Here is a 14,953-nt window from a genome sequence, read left to right on the forward strand (position 1 = left end):
ATTATTAATTAATAAACATTGATGTTTTGTAGCAATATAACCTGTTATTGGCATTATTTTTAGGGTATTCATCTAAAATAAACCTAGCTATTCGTTGGTTTTAAATTTCTTAAAATTGAAAATTATTGATATTAAATGTCAATCAATATGGTTATTGTAAGCGTGGTTACGCATTTTTATTTAAAATATAGATTTTAAATAGTTAAATGATAAATAGGGAAAAACAGCAAAAATCATCTCAAAGCGTCATTATCTGGTTATAATTACATCAGATGTCGGTGGATATAGCAGGGGGGGAATGATGAATTCAATTTCGATAAGTGCGGTGTTGTTAGCCGCGATTGTGCTATTTGCATCTGTGTTTGTTGTCGCTTTAGCTAGTAGTCTGCTACTAAAAAAAACGCTGTATGGGAGTCTGCAACAAGATAATTTATCAGTCAGTGTTGCGGTAAGAAGAACGTTTATGGTATCGCTTGTTGTCGCATTACTACTGGTCTATTACTTTCTTTCAACAACAGCCTAAAAAAGTCTATAAAAACAAAAACGCCACTGTGATGTACTCTACAGTGGCGTTTTTATCTGTTTTGTTAAACTAAGAAAATAGTGGCTAGGCCTAAGAAAATAAAGAAGCCACCAGTATCGGTGATCGCGGTGATCATCACACTTGAGCCAATAGCCGGATCTTTACCCAGTTTTATCATGGTCATCGGTATTAATACTCCCATCAAGGCAGCCATTAATAGGTTGAGTACCATGGCCATTGTCATTACGGCGCCCATCGCAACATCACCATAAAGGAAGTAAGTTACAACTCCCATTATTCCCCCCCAAACAATACCGTTGATAAGGGCAACACCTAACTCTCTTAAAATTAAGAACGAGAAACTACCAGTCTGAATTTGATGTAGTGCTAATGCACGCACAATCATAGTAATGGTTTGGTTACCGGTATTTCCCCCAATACCTGCAACAATGGGCATTAAAGTTGCTAAGGCGACTAATTGGGAAATGGTATGCTCAAACACACCGATAACACGAGAAGCGACAAAAGCAGTACATAAGTTGATAGCAAGCCATGTCCAACGTGTTTTAACCGCTTGCCCGACAGGGGCGAATACATCCTCTTCTGGGCTTAACCCCCCCATACGACGAATGTTGGTATCGCTCTCTTCATGCATATTATCGACGATATCTTCAACGGTTAAACGTCCCATTAACAGGCCATTACTATCAACAACTGCAGCCGAAATTAAGTCATAACGTTCGAACGCACCCGCTGCATCTTCGCCTTTCTCTTCGGGCATAAAGCTGACAGTATCGGTTTTCATGACATCAGAGACCCGTTTATCCGGCGACTGGGTTAATACTGTGGTTAAGGGTAATTCACCTAACAGATGATTGGCATTATCAATAACGAAAATTTTATCCGTGGCTTCAGGAATAGAGCCACGTTGGCGTAAATAGCGTTGAACCGTTTTTAATGTTACGTTGCCACGCACGGTGACAAACTCAAAATCCATCATCTGTCCAACACTATCCTTCGGATATTGCAGGACTTCTCTGATCCTATTACGCAGACTTGGTTCTAAATAGGTCAAAAGACGACGCATGGTATCACGGGGTAAATGCTCCGCAATATAGGCCTGTTCATCCACATGCAAAGAAGCGACTGAGCGTAATAATTCACGATCCGTCATATCTTTAATTAGGCTGTCCCAAACGGCGACAGAGGCTTCGACTAAAACCGCACCACGCTCATTATTATCAACCAAATGCCATAGGGCTAAACGTTCATCATAGGGAAGGGCTTCAAGAATATCTGCAATATCTGCCGCGTGTAGATCTTGTAGTAATTCTCTAACAGTGGTGATTTTTTCATGAAGTTCATGGTGGCTCAGCCTATCACTTTCACTTGCTTCACCTAACACTGTTTCAACAAAACGGTCATCTTCAAGAAAGATGTTCAGAATTTGCTGACGCAGGTGTGCCACTTTTTGTGAATATGGATTGATGGCAGCCGCAGTATCATTATTGATAGCTGATTGAGACATGTTATTCCTTTTTAATTCTTACGAGGGAGATAACCATTAGTATTCATTATTCCATTTTAGGATGATTATCGGTCTTCTCCATATAAAAAAATAGCGATCTTGAAAATATTACATTGGGTATTTTCATATTATCGTCACAAATCAAACCTTACGTTGTTATGTGATAGTTGTTGTATGATAAATGCAACAAAAGACGCATTATACCGCGTCTTTTTCTGTATAATATCATATTGTTAAGCAGATTCCTCTTTTATATCCAGTTTCCAGCCCGGAACGGCCTGCCAATGCTCCTGTTCTTTTTCTAAATCCAATTCCATCAATGTGTTATCGGCAAGATAATTTTTAGGAAAATAGAGTGTCCAGTGATTATCATCGGTCACTAAACGTAAAGAAACCGGTTTAGTGGTTGATTGACGCTGATTATTAAGTAGTGTTGCTAACCTAAGTATTTGTACTAATGGATAATACTGTTTCTTTTTATATAGATTAAATTTAGGTAACTCATCAAACTTAATTGCTTTGCGATGATAACGAACTAATGTAGTTAATAATTGTTGTTGTTCTTGATTAAAACCGGGTAGATCTGTATTCGAAAGAATATAAGCAGAATGACGATGCAAACCACTTAAATTGATACTTAATCCCACTTCATGCAACATCACCGCCCATACTAAAATCGCTTCTAGATCAGGACGAACCAGTTTAGGATTTTGTTCCGCCCACTGAGCATACAGTGATTGCATTGTGGTGAGGACGCGCTTAGCTTGTTCACGATCGATATTATAGTGTTCAGCAAGACTTTTGGCGGTACGCTGGCGAATATCTTGATGACGAAAACGGCCTTCCATTTCATACAATACACCTTCACGTAATGCACCATCAGATAAATGGAGTGCCTTTAAGCCTAAAGTGTCGAAAATACCGCATAAAATGGCTAAACCAGGTACAAAACTGTGTTTACGCTCATCGGATAACCCCGGTAGGGTGATATCCTTAAATTTTTTAAACCGTAGTACCTGTTTGGTCAACATTAATAGGCGTTCAGGGGTGATCACACCATCTTTTTCACCAAATTCAACCAAAATTTCATGTGCAGCTTTGATAGTACCCGATGCGCCTAATGCGACATCCCAGCCGGTCATTTTATATTGCCAAGCAATTTTTTCCATTTTACGTGCTGCTTTTTCGCGTGCTTTACGAAAAGCGGATTCGCTAATTTTTTGGTTCGGGAAAAATTGACGGCTAAAGCTGACACACCCCATACGCTGGCTTTCGATCAAGATGGGTTCAAAATTTTCTCCGATCACTAATTCGGTAGAGCCTCCACCAATATCAATCACTAGCTTACGCCCTTTTTCAGATTGCGTATGCTCAACGCCCATAAAGATCAGGCGTGCTTCTTCGTGACCAGAAATAATTTCAATAGGATAGGGCATCACCTCTTTTGCGCGTTGCAAAAAGACTTTGGCATTGCTAGCAACCCGTAACGTATGTGTACCGACCACAGTGACATTTTCTGCTGGAAATCCCTGTAACCTTTCAGCAAAAAGGGAAAGTGCAGAAAGCCCCCGCAACATTGCTTCTTCACTGAGTTTATCATTATCATCAAGGCCATCGGCAAGATATACCCGTTGTTTTAAACGACTTAATACCTGTAAGGCACCATTGACAACACGGGCTATGATCATATGAAAACTATTAGAACCAAGGTCTATAGCCGCAATTTCTAAAGGACGTGGTGAAGAAGAGTCATCTTGTAATAAAGGCATTGATTACGCTCGTGATCCTGGTTGTTCTAATGATTTAAGGTATTCATATACAGCAAGTTGGGCGCGGATCTTACGTTTATTTCCTCGAGGAACATAGCTATTTGTTAGATCTTTATCTAAATATCGTGCTTTTACAGTATCATTAAACTGGATCTCAAGAATATCCAAAATACGCTGTTTTAGCTGAGGGTCGAGTAGTGGTACGGCAACTTCAATACGATAATCAAGGTTACGAGTCATCCAGTCTGCGGATGATAGGAAAATTTTCTCATCCCCTTTATTGGTAAAGACATAAACACGATCATGCTCTAAAAAGCGGTCAACAATACTGGTGACCTGAATATTTTCACTAAAATCGGGCTGATTAGGGACTAAAGAGCACATACCGCGTACTAATAGGCGGATTTTAACACCTGCTTGTGAGGCATCATAAAGACGATTAACTAACTCTTCATCGACTAAATTGTTAACTTTTAAGGTAATACCCGCAGGGTGCCCCGCTTGAGCATTGTGAATTTCATTTGTGATCAACTGGTTTAACAAAATACGTGAGTTTTGCGGTGATACCATTAAATGTTCAAAAGTCACCGGACGATAAGGGTTTTCAATAAAATTGAACACTCGACGTACTTCATTATTAATTTCTGTATTCGCGGTTAACAGAGAATAATCGGTATAAAGGCGTGCGGTTTTTTCATTAAAATTCCCAGTACCAATATGTGCATAACGAATGATTTCGCCTTCTTCCAAACGAGAAATAATAAATAATTTCGCATGAATTTTTAAGCCGGGCGCTGAAAAGATAACGTGGACGCCAGCTTCGGTTAAGCGTTTAGCCCAATGTATATTCGCGGCTTCATCAAAGCGAGCTTGTAATTCAACGACCACAGTGACACGCTTACCATTGTGGGCGGCGTGGATCATCGAATCGATAATCCGAGAGTCTTTTGCTACGCGATAGATATTGATTTTTATCGAAATAACACTGGGATCAAAAGACGCTTGGCGTAATAATTCCAATACATGCTCAAAGGTATGATAAGGATAATAAAGTAACACATCACGTTCACGGATCGCATCAAAGCCATTACGGAAATTATCAAACCAAACATGGCGTAAACGAGGAATAGGTTTGTTTAATAGAAACTTACTACCCTCATTAGGAAAATTAATAAAGTCTTTAAAGTTGTGATAACGCCCACCAGCAATGACCGAGTCATTATTAGATAAACCTAATTTGCTACGCAGTAAAGCAACCATTTCATCGGGCATATCACGTTGATAGACAAAACGAACAGGCTCAGCGGTAAGACGTTGTTTTAAGGTCGATGACATCATTTCTAATAAGCTGGATTCCATTTCAGTGGCTAAATCATATTCAGCATCACGTGTCATTTTCATGGAATAAGCATTTAAAGAATCATAGTCAAAAAAGCCTTTAAAAATTTCATCAAGACAATAGCGTAAGATATTATCCAGCAAGATCATTGACTTTTTCTTACCTCGGCCTTGTTCTGTGGGCAAAATAACAAAACGAGGGACTTTATCGGAGGGGATCTCTAACAAAGCGTAGTGAATAGTTTGCCCCTGAGCAATTTCAACGGCTAAATATGTGTAGTCATCTTTTAAAAACTCAACCAAATTAGTTTCAGGGTTGATAAGGATCGGCGTGATATGTTTTCTTAAGTTTTGGCGAAAATATTGGCGTAACCAAATTTGTTGATTAGGTGAGATTTGCCGTTCATTGATTAAAAAAATCTGATTACGCGCCATCTCTAAAAGCAAGTCGTTATACAGTGCGTCGAATTCTTGGTCGGCTTTGGCAACTTTAGATTGGATTTTTTTAATTAAATGACGAGCGTGACTGGAGCCAGAGCGTGAGCCGCGCTCCTCATTAATTAAAATACGCCGTTTTACATCCGCAAAGCGAACTTTATAAAACTCATCAAGATTATTTGAATAGATCCCCAAAAACCTGACCCTTTCGATTAGCGGGTTACGTTTATCTGCCGCCTCTTGCAATACTCGCTCGTTAAACGCAAGCCAGCTGATCTCTTTATCAATATAGAGTCGTTCTTGGGACATCTGAACTCCAACATGGGTTAAAGTTAAATCTTATTATCTGAATCAATCAGACATATTGTTTTATCGTTGCACCCGGTTTAACAAAATTTTCCGGTCTTGCTGCTTTGGCTTTTTGTTCAAAATAAGGGGCTTGGAATGTACACATTCTAATCGCAGAACGGTAAGAGCCATTAACAAAAAACTCATCTATTAAATCACCTTCTTTCTTAAAGCCAAGCTTTTCATAAATATGAATCGCTTTAGCATTCTCTTTATCGACGATTAAATAGAGTTTGTATAAATTAAGTACAGAAAAAGCGTAGTCCATCGCTAACTTTGCCGCGCGGGCTGCATAACCATGGCCTTGATGAGCAGGGGCGATAATGATTTGAAACTCAGCACGACGATGAACATAATCAATTTCAACCAGCTCAACTAAACCGACTTTTGTGCCTTCACTTTCAGCAATAAAACGTCGTTCGCTTTGGTCGTGAATATGTTTTTCATATAGGTCGCTTAACTCAATAAAAGCTTCATAAGGCTCTTCAAACCAGTAGCGCATAACGCTAGCATTATTATCAAGTTTATGGACAAAAGGAAGGTCTTCTCTTTCGAGAGGACGTAATTTTATAGGTGGAACTTTCTTACCACCGGACATAAGCACCTCGGTGAAAATGCATTGAATAAAAAGAGAAAAGGGTGACACAATAAAAGTCACCGCGGGCTACAGTGTAGCACAAAGTGACTTTTTATCTTAAGTGAAACCGTTAATCAAGATTGTCAAACAGAACATTACCATCAAGTAGCGCCCGATTATCTATCATTTTTAATCTCTCTTCTGCTAACCAACTAATTGCGAGAGGATAAATGCGATACTCTTGTGTTTGTATTTTTGCTTGCAAACTTTGTTCGGTATCATCAGGAGAGACGGGAATACGCGCTTGAATGATCATCGGGCCACCGTCTAATTCTTCCGTGACAAAGTGTACGGTAGTACCATGAAAAGTATCTTTATTCTCAATAACTTGTTTATGTGTATGCAGACCGGGATATTTGGGAAGTAAAGAGGGATGAATATTTAATAGCTTATGCTGATAATGGTTGACAAATAACGGCGATAAAATACGCATAAAGCCAGCAAGAACCACAATATCAGGCTGATAGCCATCAATTTGAGTGATTAACGCTTTATCATAAGCTTCTCTATCAGGATAATCAGCCGGATCGATAAAGTAAGCAGGGATATCCGCTTGTCTCGCTCGTTCAAGGCCATAAGCTTGTGCTTTATTGCTGAAAACAGCCACAACTTGGCCTGCGATTTTATGCGCCCTACAGGCGTCAATAATCGCCTGTAGGTTGCTACCATTTCCTGAGATCAGGACCACAATATTTTTCATGGGGGTACTTTTACTAATTGATAATCACTTGTGCATCACCCGCTGCTTGTGGGGCAATATCACCAATTAACCATGCCTTTTCACCACAGGCATTAAGATGTGATAGCGTTTTTTCAACATCAGCTTGGCTCACGGCGATTAATAAGCCGACACCACAGTTAAAGGTACGATACATTTCATGAGTGCTGACATTACCCGCCTGTTGTAGCCAGTTAAAGACCTCAGGCCACTGCCAACTTTGGCTATTAATACGAGCTTGCGTATTTTCAGGTAGCACGCGCGGAATATTTTCCCAAAATCCACCGCCAGTAATATGTGCCACTGCGTGAATATCAACGTTTTCAATTAATGACAGGAGTGATTTTACATAAATACGGGTTGGCGCTAAGAGTTTATCAGCCAGTGATGTATCACCTAATGGGGTAGTTTCAGCACAGGCACCACTGACTTCAAGAATTTTTCTGATCAGTGAATAGCCATTAGAATGAGGGCCACTTGAAGCGAGAGCAATTAATGCATCACCCGCTTTAACTTTGCTACCATCGATAATCTGTGATTTTTCAACGACACCAACACAAAAACCGGCGATATCATAATCGTTACCATGATACATGCCGGGCATTTCCGCTGTTTCGCCACCCACTAAGGCACAGCCGGATTGCTTACAACCTTCAGCGATACCCGTTACAACCCGTGCGGCAGTATCGACATCTAACTTGCCTGTGGCATAGTAGTCAAGAAAGAAGAGAGGCTCAGCACCTTGAACGATTAAATCGTTAACACACATTGCGACTAAATCGATACCAATATCATCGTGGCGATTTAAGTCCATCGCAAGGCGAAGTTTAGTACCGACACCGTCAGTGCCTGACACTAAAATAGGTTCGCGGTATTTAGTGGGAATAGCGCATAATGCACCAAAACCACCTAAACCCCCCATAACTTCAGGACGGCGAGTTTCTTTTACTACACTTTTAATACGATCGACTAAAGCATTACCTGCATCAATATCGACACCGGCATCTTTATAGCTGAGAGAGGATTTGTTAGTCACGTCTAGCCCTCACGGCAAGTTGCTGTTAAGAAAAAATGTGTGCGGTGGCTATTCTAACAGGCAAAGCAAACGTTTGCGAGGATCTTCTTTTTAGATCACAATTATTCATGTTAGTGTGGTTAAAAGCTGTGCGATTGATCAATATCAATAGAAAAACGATGGAAAGTCACTAAAAAAGCGGTATAATCTCGCGATTTTTTTGTCTGGCTGCGTCGTACATTAGGAGAAATTATGAAGATCGTTGAGGTAAAACACCCACTCATTCAACATAAATTGGGGCTGATGCGAGATCATGATATAAGCACTAAACGCTTTCGTGAATTAGCTTCAGAAGTTTCCAGTCTACTGACGTATGAAGCTACCGCCGATTTAGAAACAGAGACGGTAACAATTGAAGGTTGGTGTGGCCCGGTTGAGATAGAACAGATTAAAGGAAAAAAAATTACTGTTGTACCTATCCTCCGTGCCGGTCTTGGGATGATGGATGGAGTATTAGAAAATATTCCTAGCGCCCGGATCAGTGTAGTTGGTGTTTACCGCGATGAAGAAACCTTAAAGCCCGTCCCTTACTTCCAGAAACTAGCCTCTCATATTGAAGAACGTATGGCACTTGTTGTTGACCCAATGTTAGCAACTGGTGGCTCTATGATTGCCACAATTGATTTATTAAAAAATTCAGGCTGTACTTCAATTAAAGTTTTAGTGTTAGTGGCTGCGCCTGAGGGGATCAAAGCATTAGAAGAAGCTCATCCTGATGTTGAGTTATATACTGCATCGATTGATAAGCATCTTAATGAGCATGGGTACATTGTCCCAGGCCTTGGTGATGCGGGTGATAAGATATTTGGTACAAAATAATGATTAAGCCGACTTTGATAGTCGGCTTTTTTTTGGATCACTTATTGGTTTGTTTTATCGCTGAAATTTAAATTCCATTTATATCTATTTTAAAGAGAGGTCGTAAGCATGACTCGTCGTGCAATCGGGGTAGAAGAGCGCCCACCATTATTACAAACAATCCCATTGAGTTTTCAACATCTGTTTGCCATGTTTGGTGCTACTGTACTTGTGCCGATTTTGTTTAAGGTTAATCCGGCCACCATATTATTGTTTAACGGTATCGGTACTCTGCTTTATCTCTTTATCTGTAAAGGTCGTATTCCTGCTTATTTAGGTTCAAGTTTCGCCTTTATCTCTCCGGTGTTATTGCTACTTCCTTTAGGCTATGAATTAGCATTGGGCGGGTTTATTGTCTGTGGGGTGCTATTTTGCCTTGTTGCTGGCATTGTGAAAATCGCCGGACGAGGATGGATTAATGTGATGTTTCCTCCTGCGGCAATGGGCGCAATCGTTGCCGTAATAGGTCTTGAGTTGGCCGGAACCGCCGCTAATATGGCTGGATTATTACCTAGCGCAGATAATCCCGTTGATAGCCAAACATTGATAATCTCTATGGTGACACTGGGTGTGACTATTTTAGGCTCAGTGATGTTTAGGGGATTTTTGGCCATTATTCCTATTCTTATTGGCGTGTTAGCCGGTTACGCACTCTCTTTCTTTATGGGCGTGGTTGATGTGACACCGATTAAAGAAGCCAATTGGTTTGCTCTGCCTACCTTTTATTCGCCGCGTTTTGAGTGGAGTGCTATTTTTATTATCTTGCCGGCGGCATTAGTGGTTATTGCCGAACACGTAGGGCACCTTGTGGTAACCGCGAATATTGTTCAACGTGATCTCATGAAAAACCCAGGCTTACATCGCTCTATGTTTGCAAATGGTTTTTCAACCATTATCTCCGGATTTTTTGGCTCTACACCTAACACGACTTACGGTGAAAATATCGGTGTTATGGCTATTACTAAAGTGTATAGCACTTGGGTCATTGGTGGTGCAGCAATTATCGCCATCTTACTTTCTTGTGTTGGTAAATTGGCAGCCGCGATTGCAGCGGTTCCCGTACCGGTAATGGGCGGTGTCTCTTTATTACTGTATGGTGTAATAGGGGCGTCCGGTATTCGCGTATTATTAGATTCGAAAGTTGATTATAACAAACCACAAAACTTGATATTAACAGCGATCATTTTAATTGTCGGTGTAAGTGGTGCATCAATTCAAATTGGCGCAGCTGAACTAAAAGGCATGGCTTTAGCAACGATAGTCGGTATTGTTTTAAGTTTAGTATTTAAGTTGGTGAGTATTATTCGCCCAGAAACTGAGTTAGTGGATGATACTCTGGAGTCAATTAACGAACATACAAACACCAAGTAATCATTGATGAGCTTTTTTCGCTAATATTTCGTCATTGAACTAAAAAGCAGTCATAGACTGCTTTTTTTATTGGTTATTTTTTATTCTTATAAGATAAACAAGAACTCTTTTGTTATAAAAAGCGTTTAAAACTTAGAAAAAGAAAATAAACTTAATAATAATATTTATTTAACGCAAATAAATGAGACAATGAGATTGTTAGTGGTTTAGTGATAGCGATACTTTTTAGCTATTATTGAGCTAAAAGTTGTTTTAAGGTTGTAACAAAGCTTTTAAAAGGGTGACGACGCTAGTTATGGAAAAACTTGTTGATATATACGACTTTATCGTATCTAAGCAGATTTTCACCACGCTGTTTTTAGTGATCACGTTGCTGGTGGTGTGGTTTCTGGCAAAGATGATCTTTCGTCGTATAGCCAAGCGTCTATTGTTTTTATTCACCGAACTCTCAGATGAAGAGACGATAGAAGATATTGCGAAAAAAAGTGCCTCTATTGTTGCAGTCACTCTGGTTCTCTATATAAACCAGTTATTGCCTTCGTTTTCAGCACAGATGAATATTATCTTTGAAACGGTTTGTCGTGCTTTTATCGTCATCAATATTGCTTCTCTTCTTAATAACGCGTTAGATATTTTCAATATCAGGCATGCTAAAAAATCGTGGCACCGTAACAATTCGATTAAAGGTTATATTGAAATTGCTAAGATAGTGGTGTGGATCATCGCCTTTATTCTTATTATCGCGCTATTTACTGAACAATCCCCACTGATTATTATTTCCAGCTTTGGTGCGATCGCTGCGGTATTGATGTTTGTTTTCCAACATACCCTTATCTCATTCGTCGCTAATATTCTGATCTCAAATGGTAAAGTGTTAAAACTATATGATTGGATTGAATTACCCAGCAGTAATATTAGTGGTGAAGTGATTGATATCGCACTGCACACAATTACAGTACGTAATTGGGATAACACGATTTCTCGTATACCCACAAAGGACTTTTTAACCGAAAAATACACTAACTGGCAACCGATGTTCTCTTCAGGAGGCCGTCGTATCAAGCGTAGTTTCTATATTGATCAATCCTCTATTTCATTTGCTACAGAACAGTTAGTGCAGGAGCTAAAAAATACTGCGCCACTTAAAAAAAGCATTGAAGCGATGTTAGAAGGTAAAGAAGAAGAGATAGGCGATATTAATACTTGGTTAGAAACCAACGGGGTGACCAATCTACAACTTTTTAGAAAGTATATGTTAAATTGGATCAAAATGCGTGGTGATGTGAGGCCGGATATGTATTTGGTGATAAGAACAATGCCCCCCACACCAATGGGATTACCCGTTGAATTATATTGTTTCACTCGTGCTACCACATGGGTGGAATATGAAGAGACACAATCAGAAATTTTTGAGTATATAAATGCTTGTGCTAAGTATTTTAAATTAGATATTTACCAGCAACCCTCAGGTCACGATCTCTCTAAGATAACGTTTAAATAGTGAAATAGAATGGCTAAACTGATCTTATATTGATGTCAAAATAAACAGTTTCGCTATTTATTGCTGTCATCTTAAGCAGCTCGTCTTGCTTTTTTAATATTGATTCTGTCATTGATAGAATTTGTGTTAGAATCACGACGTTTATTAAACTATTCAGGTGAGGTGCTTCTGAATACGCCATCACAGCTATCATTACCACTATCTCTGCCCGATGATGAGACATTCGATAGCTTTTACGCAGGGGAAAATGCATCACTCGTTGCAGCGATCCAAACTGCTATTCACCAATCACATGGCAGTTATATCTATTTCTGGTCTCGTGATGGGGGCGGAAAAAGCCACTTGTTGCATGCAGCTTGTGCAGAGCTTTCTTTAGCCGGAGATGCAGTTGGTTATGTTCCTCTTGATAAACGGGCTTATTTCGTACCAGATGTGCTTGAAGGTATGGAGCATCTTTCATTAGTTTGTATCGATAACGTTCAATGTATTGCGGGTGATGAAGAGTGGGAACTTGCTCTGTTTAATCTGTATAATCGCGTATTAGAACTTGGTCGCACCTGTCTATTAATCACAGGGGATAGACCTCCCCGTCAAATTGATTTACAACTTCCTGATCTCGCTTCTCGCCTAGATTGGGGGCAAATTTATCGCTTACAACCGCTAAGCGATGAAGAAAAAATTCAAGCACTACAATTAAGAGCGAAACTACGTGGATTTGAATTACCCGAAGATGTGGGTCGTTTTGTATTAAAGCGCTTAGATAGAAAAATGCGCACATTATTTGAAATGCTAGATGAACTCGATCATGCCTCTATTGTGGCTCAACGTAAGCTGACCATTCCTTTCGTAAAAGATATTCTTAAGCTTTAATCGCAAGCTATTTAAAACAACGTATTATGCAATAGATAACCAGTAATAAAAAACCGCTTATCTCGAAAGATAAGCGGTGAGTGCAACAAATAAAGAATGGGGGAAATAATTAATGTGCTTCTACAACTTTTGTTTTCTTCTGCGGAACCACTAAGTAAATCAGATAAAGTGCGGTGATAGCCACAGTGTAACCCGTAAAGATCAACCAGAATGACTGCCAATCAATAACACCATCTGTGGTATACAAATCAATAACCCAGCCACTTAACATCGCACCTAAATAAGTACCAAAACCATTCACTAAGGTCATAAACATACCTTGTGCGGTAGAGCGATATTGTAATGGGATCTCTTTTTCTAGGAATAGTGAGCCGGAGATATTAAAGAAATCGAAAGCACAACCATAGACAATCATGGATAACAACAGAACGATTTGGCCTAATGATGAATAGTCACCGTAAGCGAAGAAACCAAAACGTAAGATCCATGCAATCATACTAAATAATACGATAGTTTCTATTCTCACTCGTTTTAATAACAGGGGTAAAAATAGAATAAAGACCACTTCAGAAATTTGAGAAATGGATAAGAAAACAGAAGGATAATGAGCCAAGAAAGAGTCATCAGCATTAGGTGCTTTGGCCATATCTTGTAAGAATGGAACCCCAAATGTATTGGTAATTTGCAATACTGAACCTAACAATGTGGCAAAGAAAAGGAAAATAACCACATTTTTCTTTTTAAACACTTGTAAGGTATTCGATAAGCTAAAAGCGGCCACTTCTTCTTTTGCTTCTGTTTTATCTGTCGCTTTTGTCGCCGGTAAAAACATCGCAAATACCGCTAAGATAATAGAGGCTATTGCAGCAACAAACAGTTGATCGTAGCTATTACCGAAACCTAAGAAGCTAATAACCCACATTGCAGCAATAAAACCCACGGTGCCATAAACACGGATTTTGGGGAAATAGTCATTTGGCTCTAGGTGTTTTTGCTCTAGTAACTCAAAAATAATACTGTTTGCCATAGAAATGCTTGGCATAAAGAACAATAAATGCAGAAGTGTCGCAAAGAAGAGGGTAGTCACTGTGGTCATTTGGGACATCAGCACTAAAGCAAACGCGGATAAAATATGCAGGGTAATAAAGACCAGCTTACGGTTATTTATCTTGTCCGCAATAAATCCCATGATCACCGGTGCGATCAGTGATGCTAATCCTAAAGCACTAAAAATTAGCCCAACGTCAGTACCTTTAAAATGTAATTTATCAAATAGATATGAAGCAAACGTAACAAGCCAAGAGCCCCAAATAAAAAATTGGAGGAATGAAACAAGTTTGAGTCTATGTACGATGTTCATTAAATTTCCTATTAGCCTGGCAATCATCTGGTATTTTGATGATTGATTAGTTTTAGTCGCCCATATGTTGGCTATATTTTCAGTTAGTTTGCCGATATCTATACACTTTTAAAAAAAACATAACGCACTATCTCTAGTGAGATAGCGAGTAGGCATGTGTAAAAGAAGTGGCGAATTAACGTATTTTGCTATGTTGCAGTATTGTTTAAATTGTATCTCTAATATTAATTTCTGAATTGGATGATAACGAAAATAAAAATGGTTCGAAGTGTATCGCAAATCAAATCTGCCATCATATTTTCTGAAGACCATAATAAGTAGGAATTCACTCGTGTAAAGAGACTTTTGTCACAATACAAATGAAACGTTTCATAAATTTTTTCTGTTGGCTGTTATTTGTAACAGGATAATGTGATCGTGATAGATATTTTTGATCTTGGTAAAATATTCACTATAAAAAAAATGAAATTAAGATGAAATATTTTGAAAGCAAGCAATAAACTACCTTATTCTACTAATGGAAATAACTATCGTGTTTCCTTAGTACTTGTAACATAAAATTAACATTAGTAACCTTTAGAATATACAGATGGCGGTAACACCGTTGTGATGTGGTAAT

The 14,953-nt window shown here is 39.1% G+C and carries 12 protein-coding genes; 5 read left to right on the forward strand and 7 right to left on the reverse strand.

Features of this window, described 5'->3' with window-relative positions:
* Positions 1 to 301: 301 nt before the first annotated feature.
* On the forward strand, positions 302 to 523 hold the full coding sequence (locus tag AACU98_RS15815; protein ID WP_004248291.1) for a hypothetical protein: 222 nt from the start codon (positions 302 to 304) through the stop codon (positions 521 to 523).
* 64 nt (positions 524 to 587) lie between these two features.
* Here AACU98_RS15815 and mgtE read toward each other — a convergent pair whose 3' ends face one another.
* The 6 genes from mgtE to purM form a co-directional block, all read right to left on the reverse strand.
* The gene (gene mgtE, locus AACU98_RS15820) at positions 588 to 2,051 is read right to left on the reverse strand and encodes a magnesium transporter (protein ID WP_012368037.1); all 1,464 of its coding nucleotides are present in this window, start codon (positions 2,049 to 2,051) and stop codon (positions 588 to 590) included.
* 233 nt (positions 2,052 to 2,284) lie between these two features.
* The gene (gene ppx, locus AACU98_RS15825) at positions 2,285 to 3,820 is read right to left on the reverse strand and encodes an exopolyphosphatase (protein WP_004243438.1); all 1,536 of its coding nucleotides are present in this window, start codon (positions 3,818 to 3,820) and stop codon (positions 2,285 to 2,287) included.
* A gap of 3 nt (positions 3,821 to 3,823) precedes the next feature.
* A complete protein-coding gene (gene ppk1, locus AACU98_RS15830; RefSeq protein ID WP_004243437.1) occupies positions 3,824 to 5,905 on the reverse strand; it encodes a polyphosphate kinase 1 in 2,082 nt (693 codons plus the stop codon).
* A gap of 46 nt (positions 5,906 to 5,951) precedes the next feature.
* On the reverse strand, positions 5,952 to 6,542 hold the full coding sequence (gene speG / locus AACU98_RS15835) for a spermidine N1-acetyltransferase (protein ID WP_004243436.1): 591 nt from the start codon (positions 6,540 to 6,542) through the stop codon (positions 5,952 to 5,954).
* Between the two features lie 109 nt (positions 6,543 to 6,651).
* Positions 6,652 to 7,281: a phosphoribosylglycinamide formyltransferase gene (purN, locus tag AACU98_RS15840; protein ID WP_004243435.1), complete on the reverse strand. Its 630-nt coding sequence runs from the start codon at positions 7,279 to 7,281 to the stop codon at positions 6,652 to 6,654.
* Positions 7,282 to 7,294: 13 nt separating this feature from the next.
* A complete protein-coding gene (gene purM, locus AACU98_RS15845; protein ID WP_004248288.1) occupies positions 7,295 to 8,335 on the reverse strand; it encodes a phosphoribosylformylglycinamidine cyclo-ligase in 1,041 nt (346 codons plus the stop codon).
* A 231-nt stretch (positions 8,336 to 8,566) separates the two neighbouring features.
* Here purM and upp point away from each other — a divergent pair, with 231 nt between their 5' ends.
* The 4 genes from upp to hda all read left to right on the forward strand — a co-directional run bounded on the left by upp (position 8,567) and on the right by hda (position 12,974).
* Entirely contained in the window at positions 8,567 to 9,193 is a 627-nt protein-coding gene (gene upp / locus AACU98_RS15850; protein WP_004248287.1) for a uracil phosphoribosyltransferase, read from the forward strand.
* A gap of 108 nt (positions 9,194 to 9,301) precedes the next feature.
* Positions 9,302 to 10,603: a uracil permease gene (gene uraA / locus AACU98_RS15855; RefSeq protein WP_004243429.1), complete on the forward strand. Its 1,302-nt coding sequence runs from the start codon at positions 9,302 to 9,304 to the stop codon at positions 10,601 to 10,603.
* Between the two features lie 295 nt (positions 10,604 to 10,898).
* A complete protein-coding gene (locus AACU98_RS15860) occupies positions 10,899 to 12,104 on the forward strand; it encodes a mechanosensitive ion channel family protein (RefSeq protein ID WP_004243426.1) in 1,206 nt (401 codons plus the stop codon).
* A gap of 162 nt (positions 12,105 to 12,266) precedes the next feature.
* A complete protein-coding gene (gene hda, locus AACU98_RS15865) occupies positions 12,267 to 12,974 on the forward strand; it encodes a DnaA inactivator Hda (RefSeq protein ID WP_036896130.1) in 708 nt (235 codons plus the stop codon).
* Positions 12,975 to 13,083: 109 nt separating this feature from the next.
* Here hda and AACU98_RS15870 read toward each other — a convergent pair whose 3' ends face one another.
* Positions 13,084 to 14,334: an MFS transporter gene (locus AACU98_RS15870; protein WP_012368036.1), complete on the reverse strand. Its 1,251-nt coding sequence runs from the start codon at positions 14,332 to 14,334 to the stop codon at positions 13,084 to 13,086.
* Positions 14,335 to 14,953: the final 619 nt, after the last annotated feature.

This window comes from Proteus sp. G4380, from assembly GCF_963885725.1.
Taxonomy (GTDB): domain Bacteria; phylum Pseudomonadota; class Gammaproteobacteria; order Enterobacterales; family Enterobacteriaceae; genus Proteus; species Proteus mirabilis.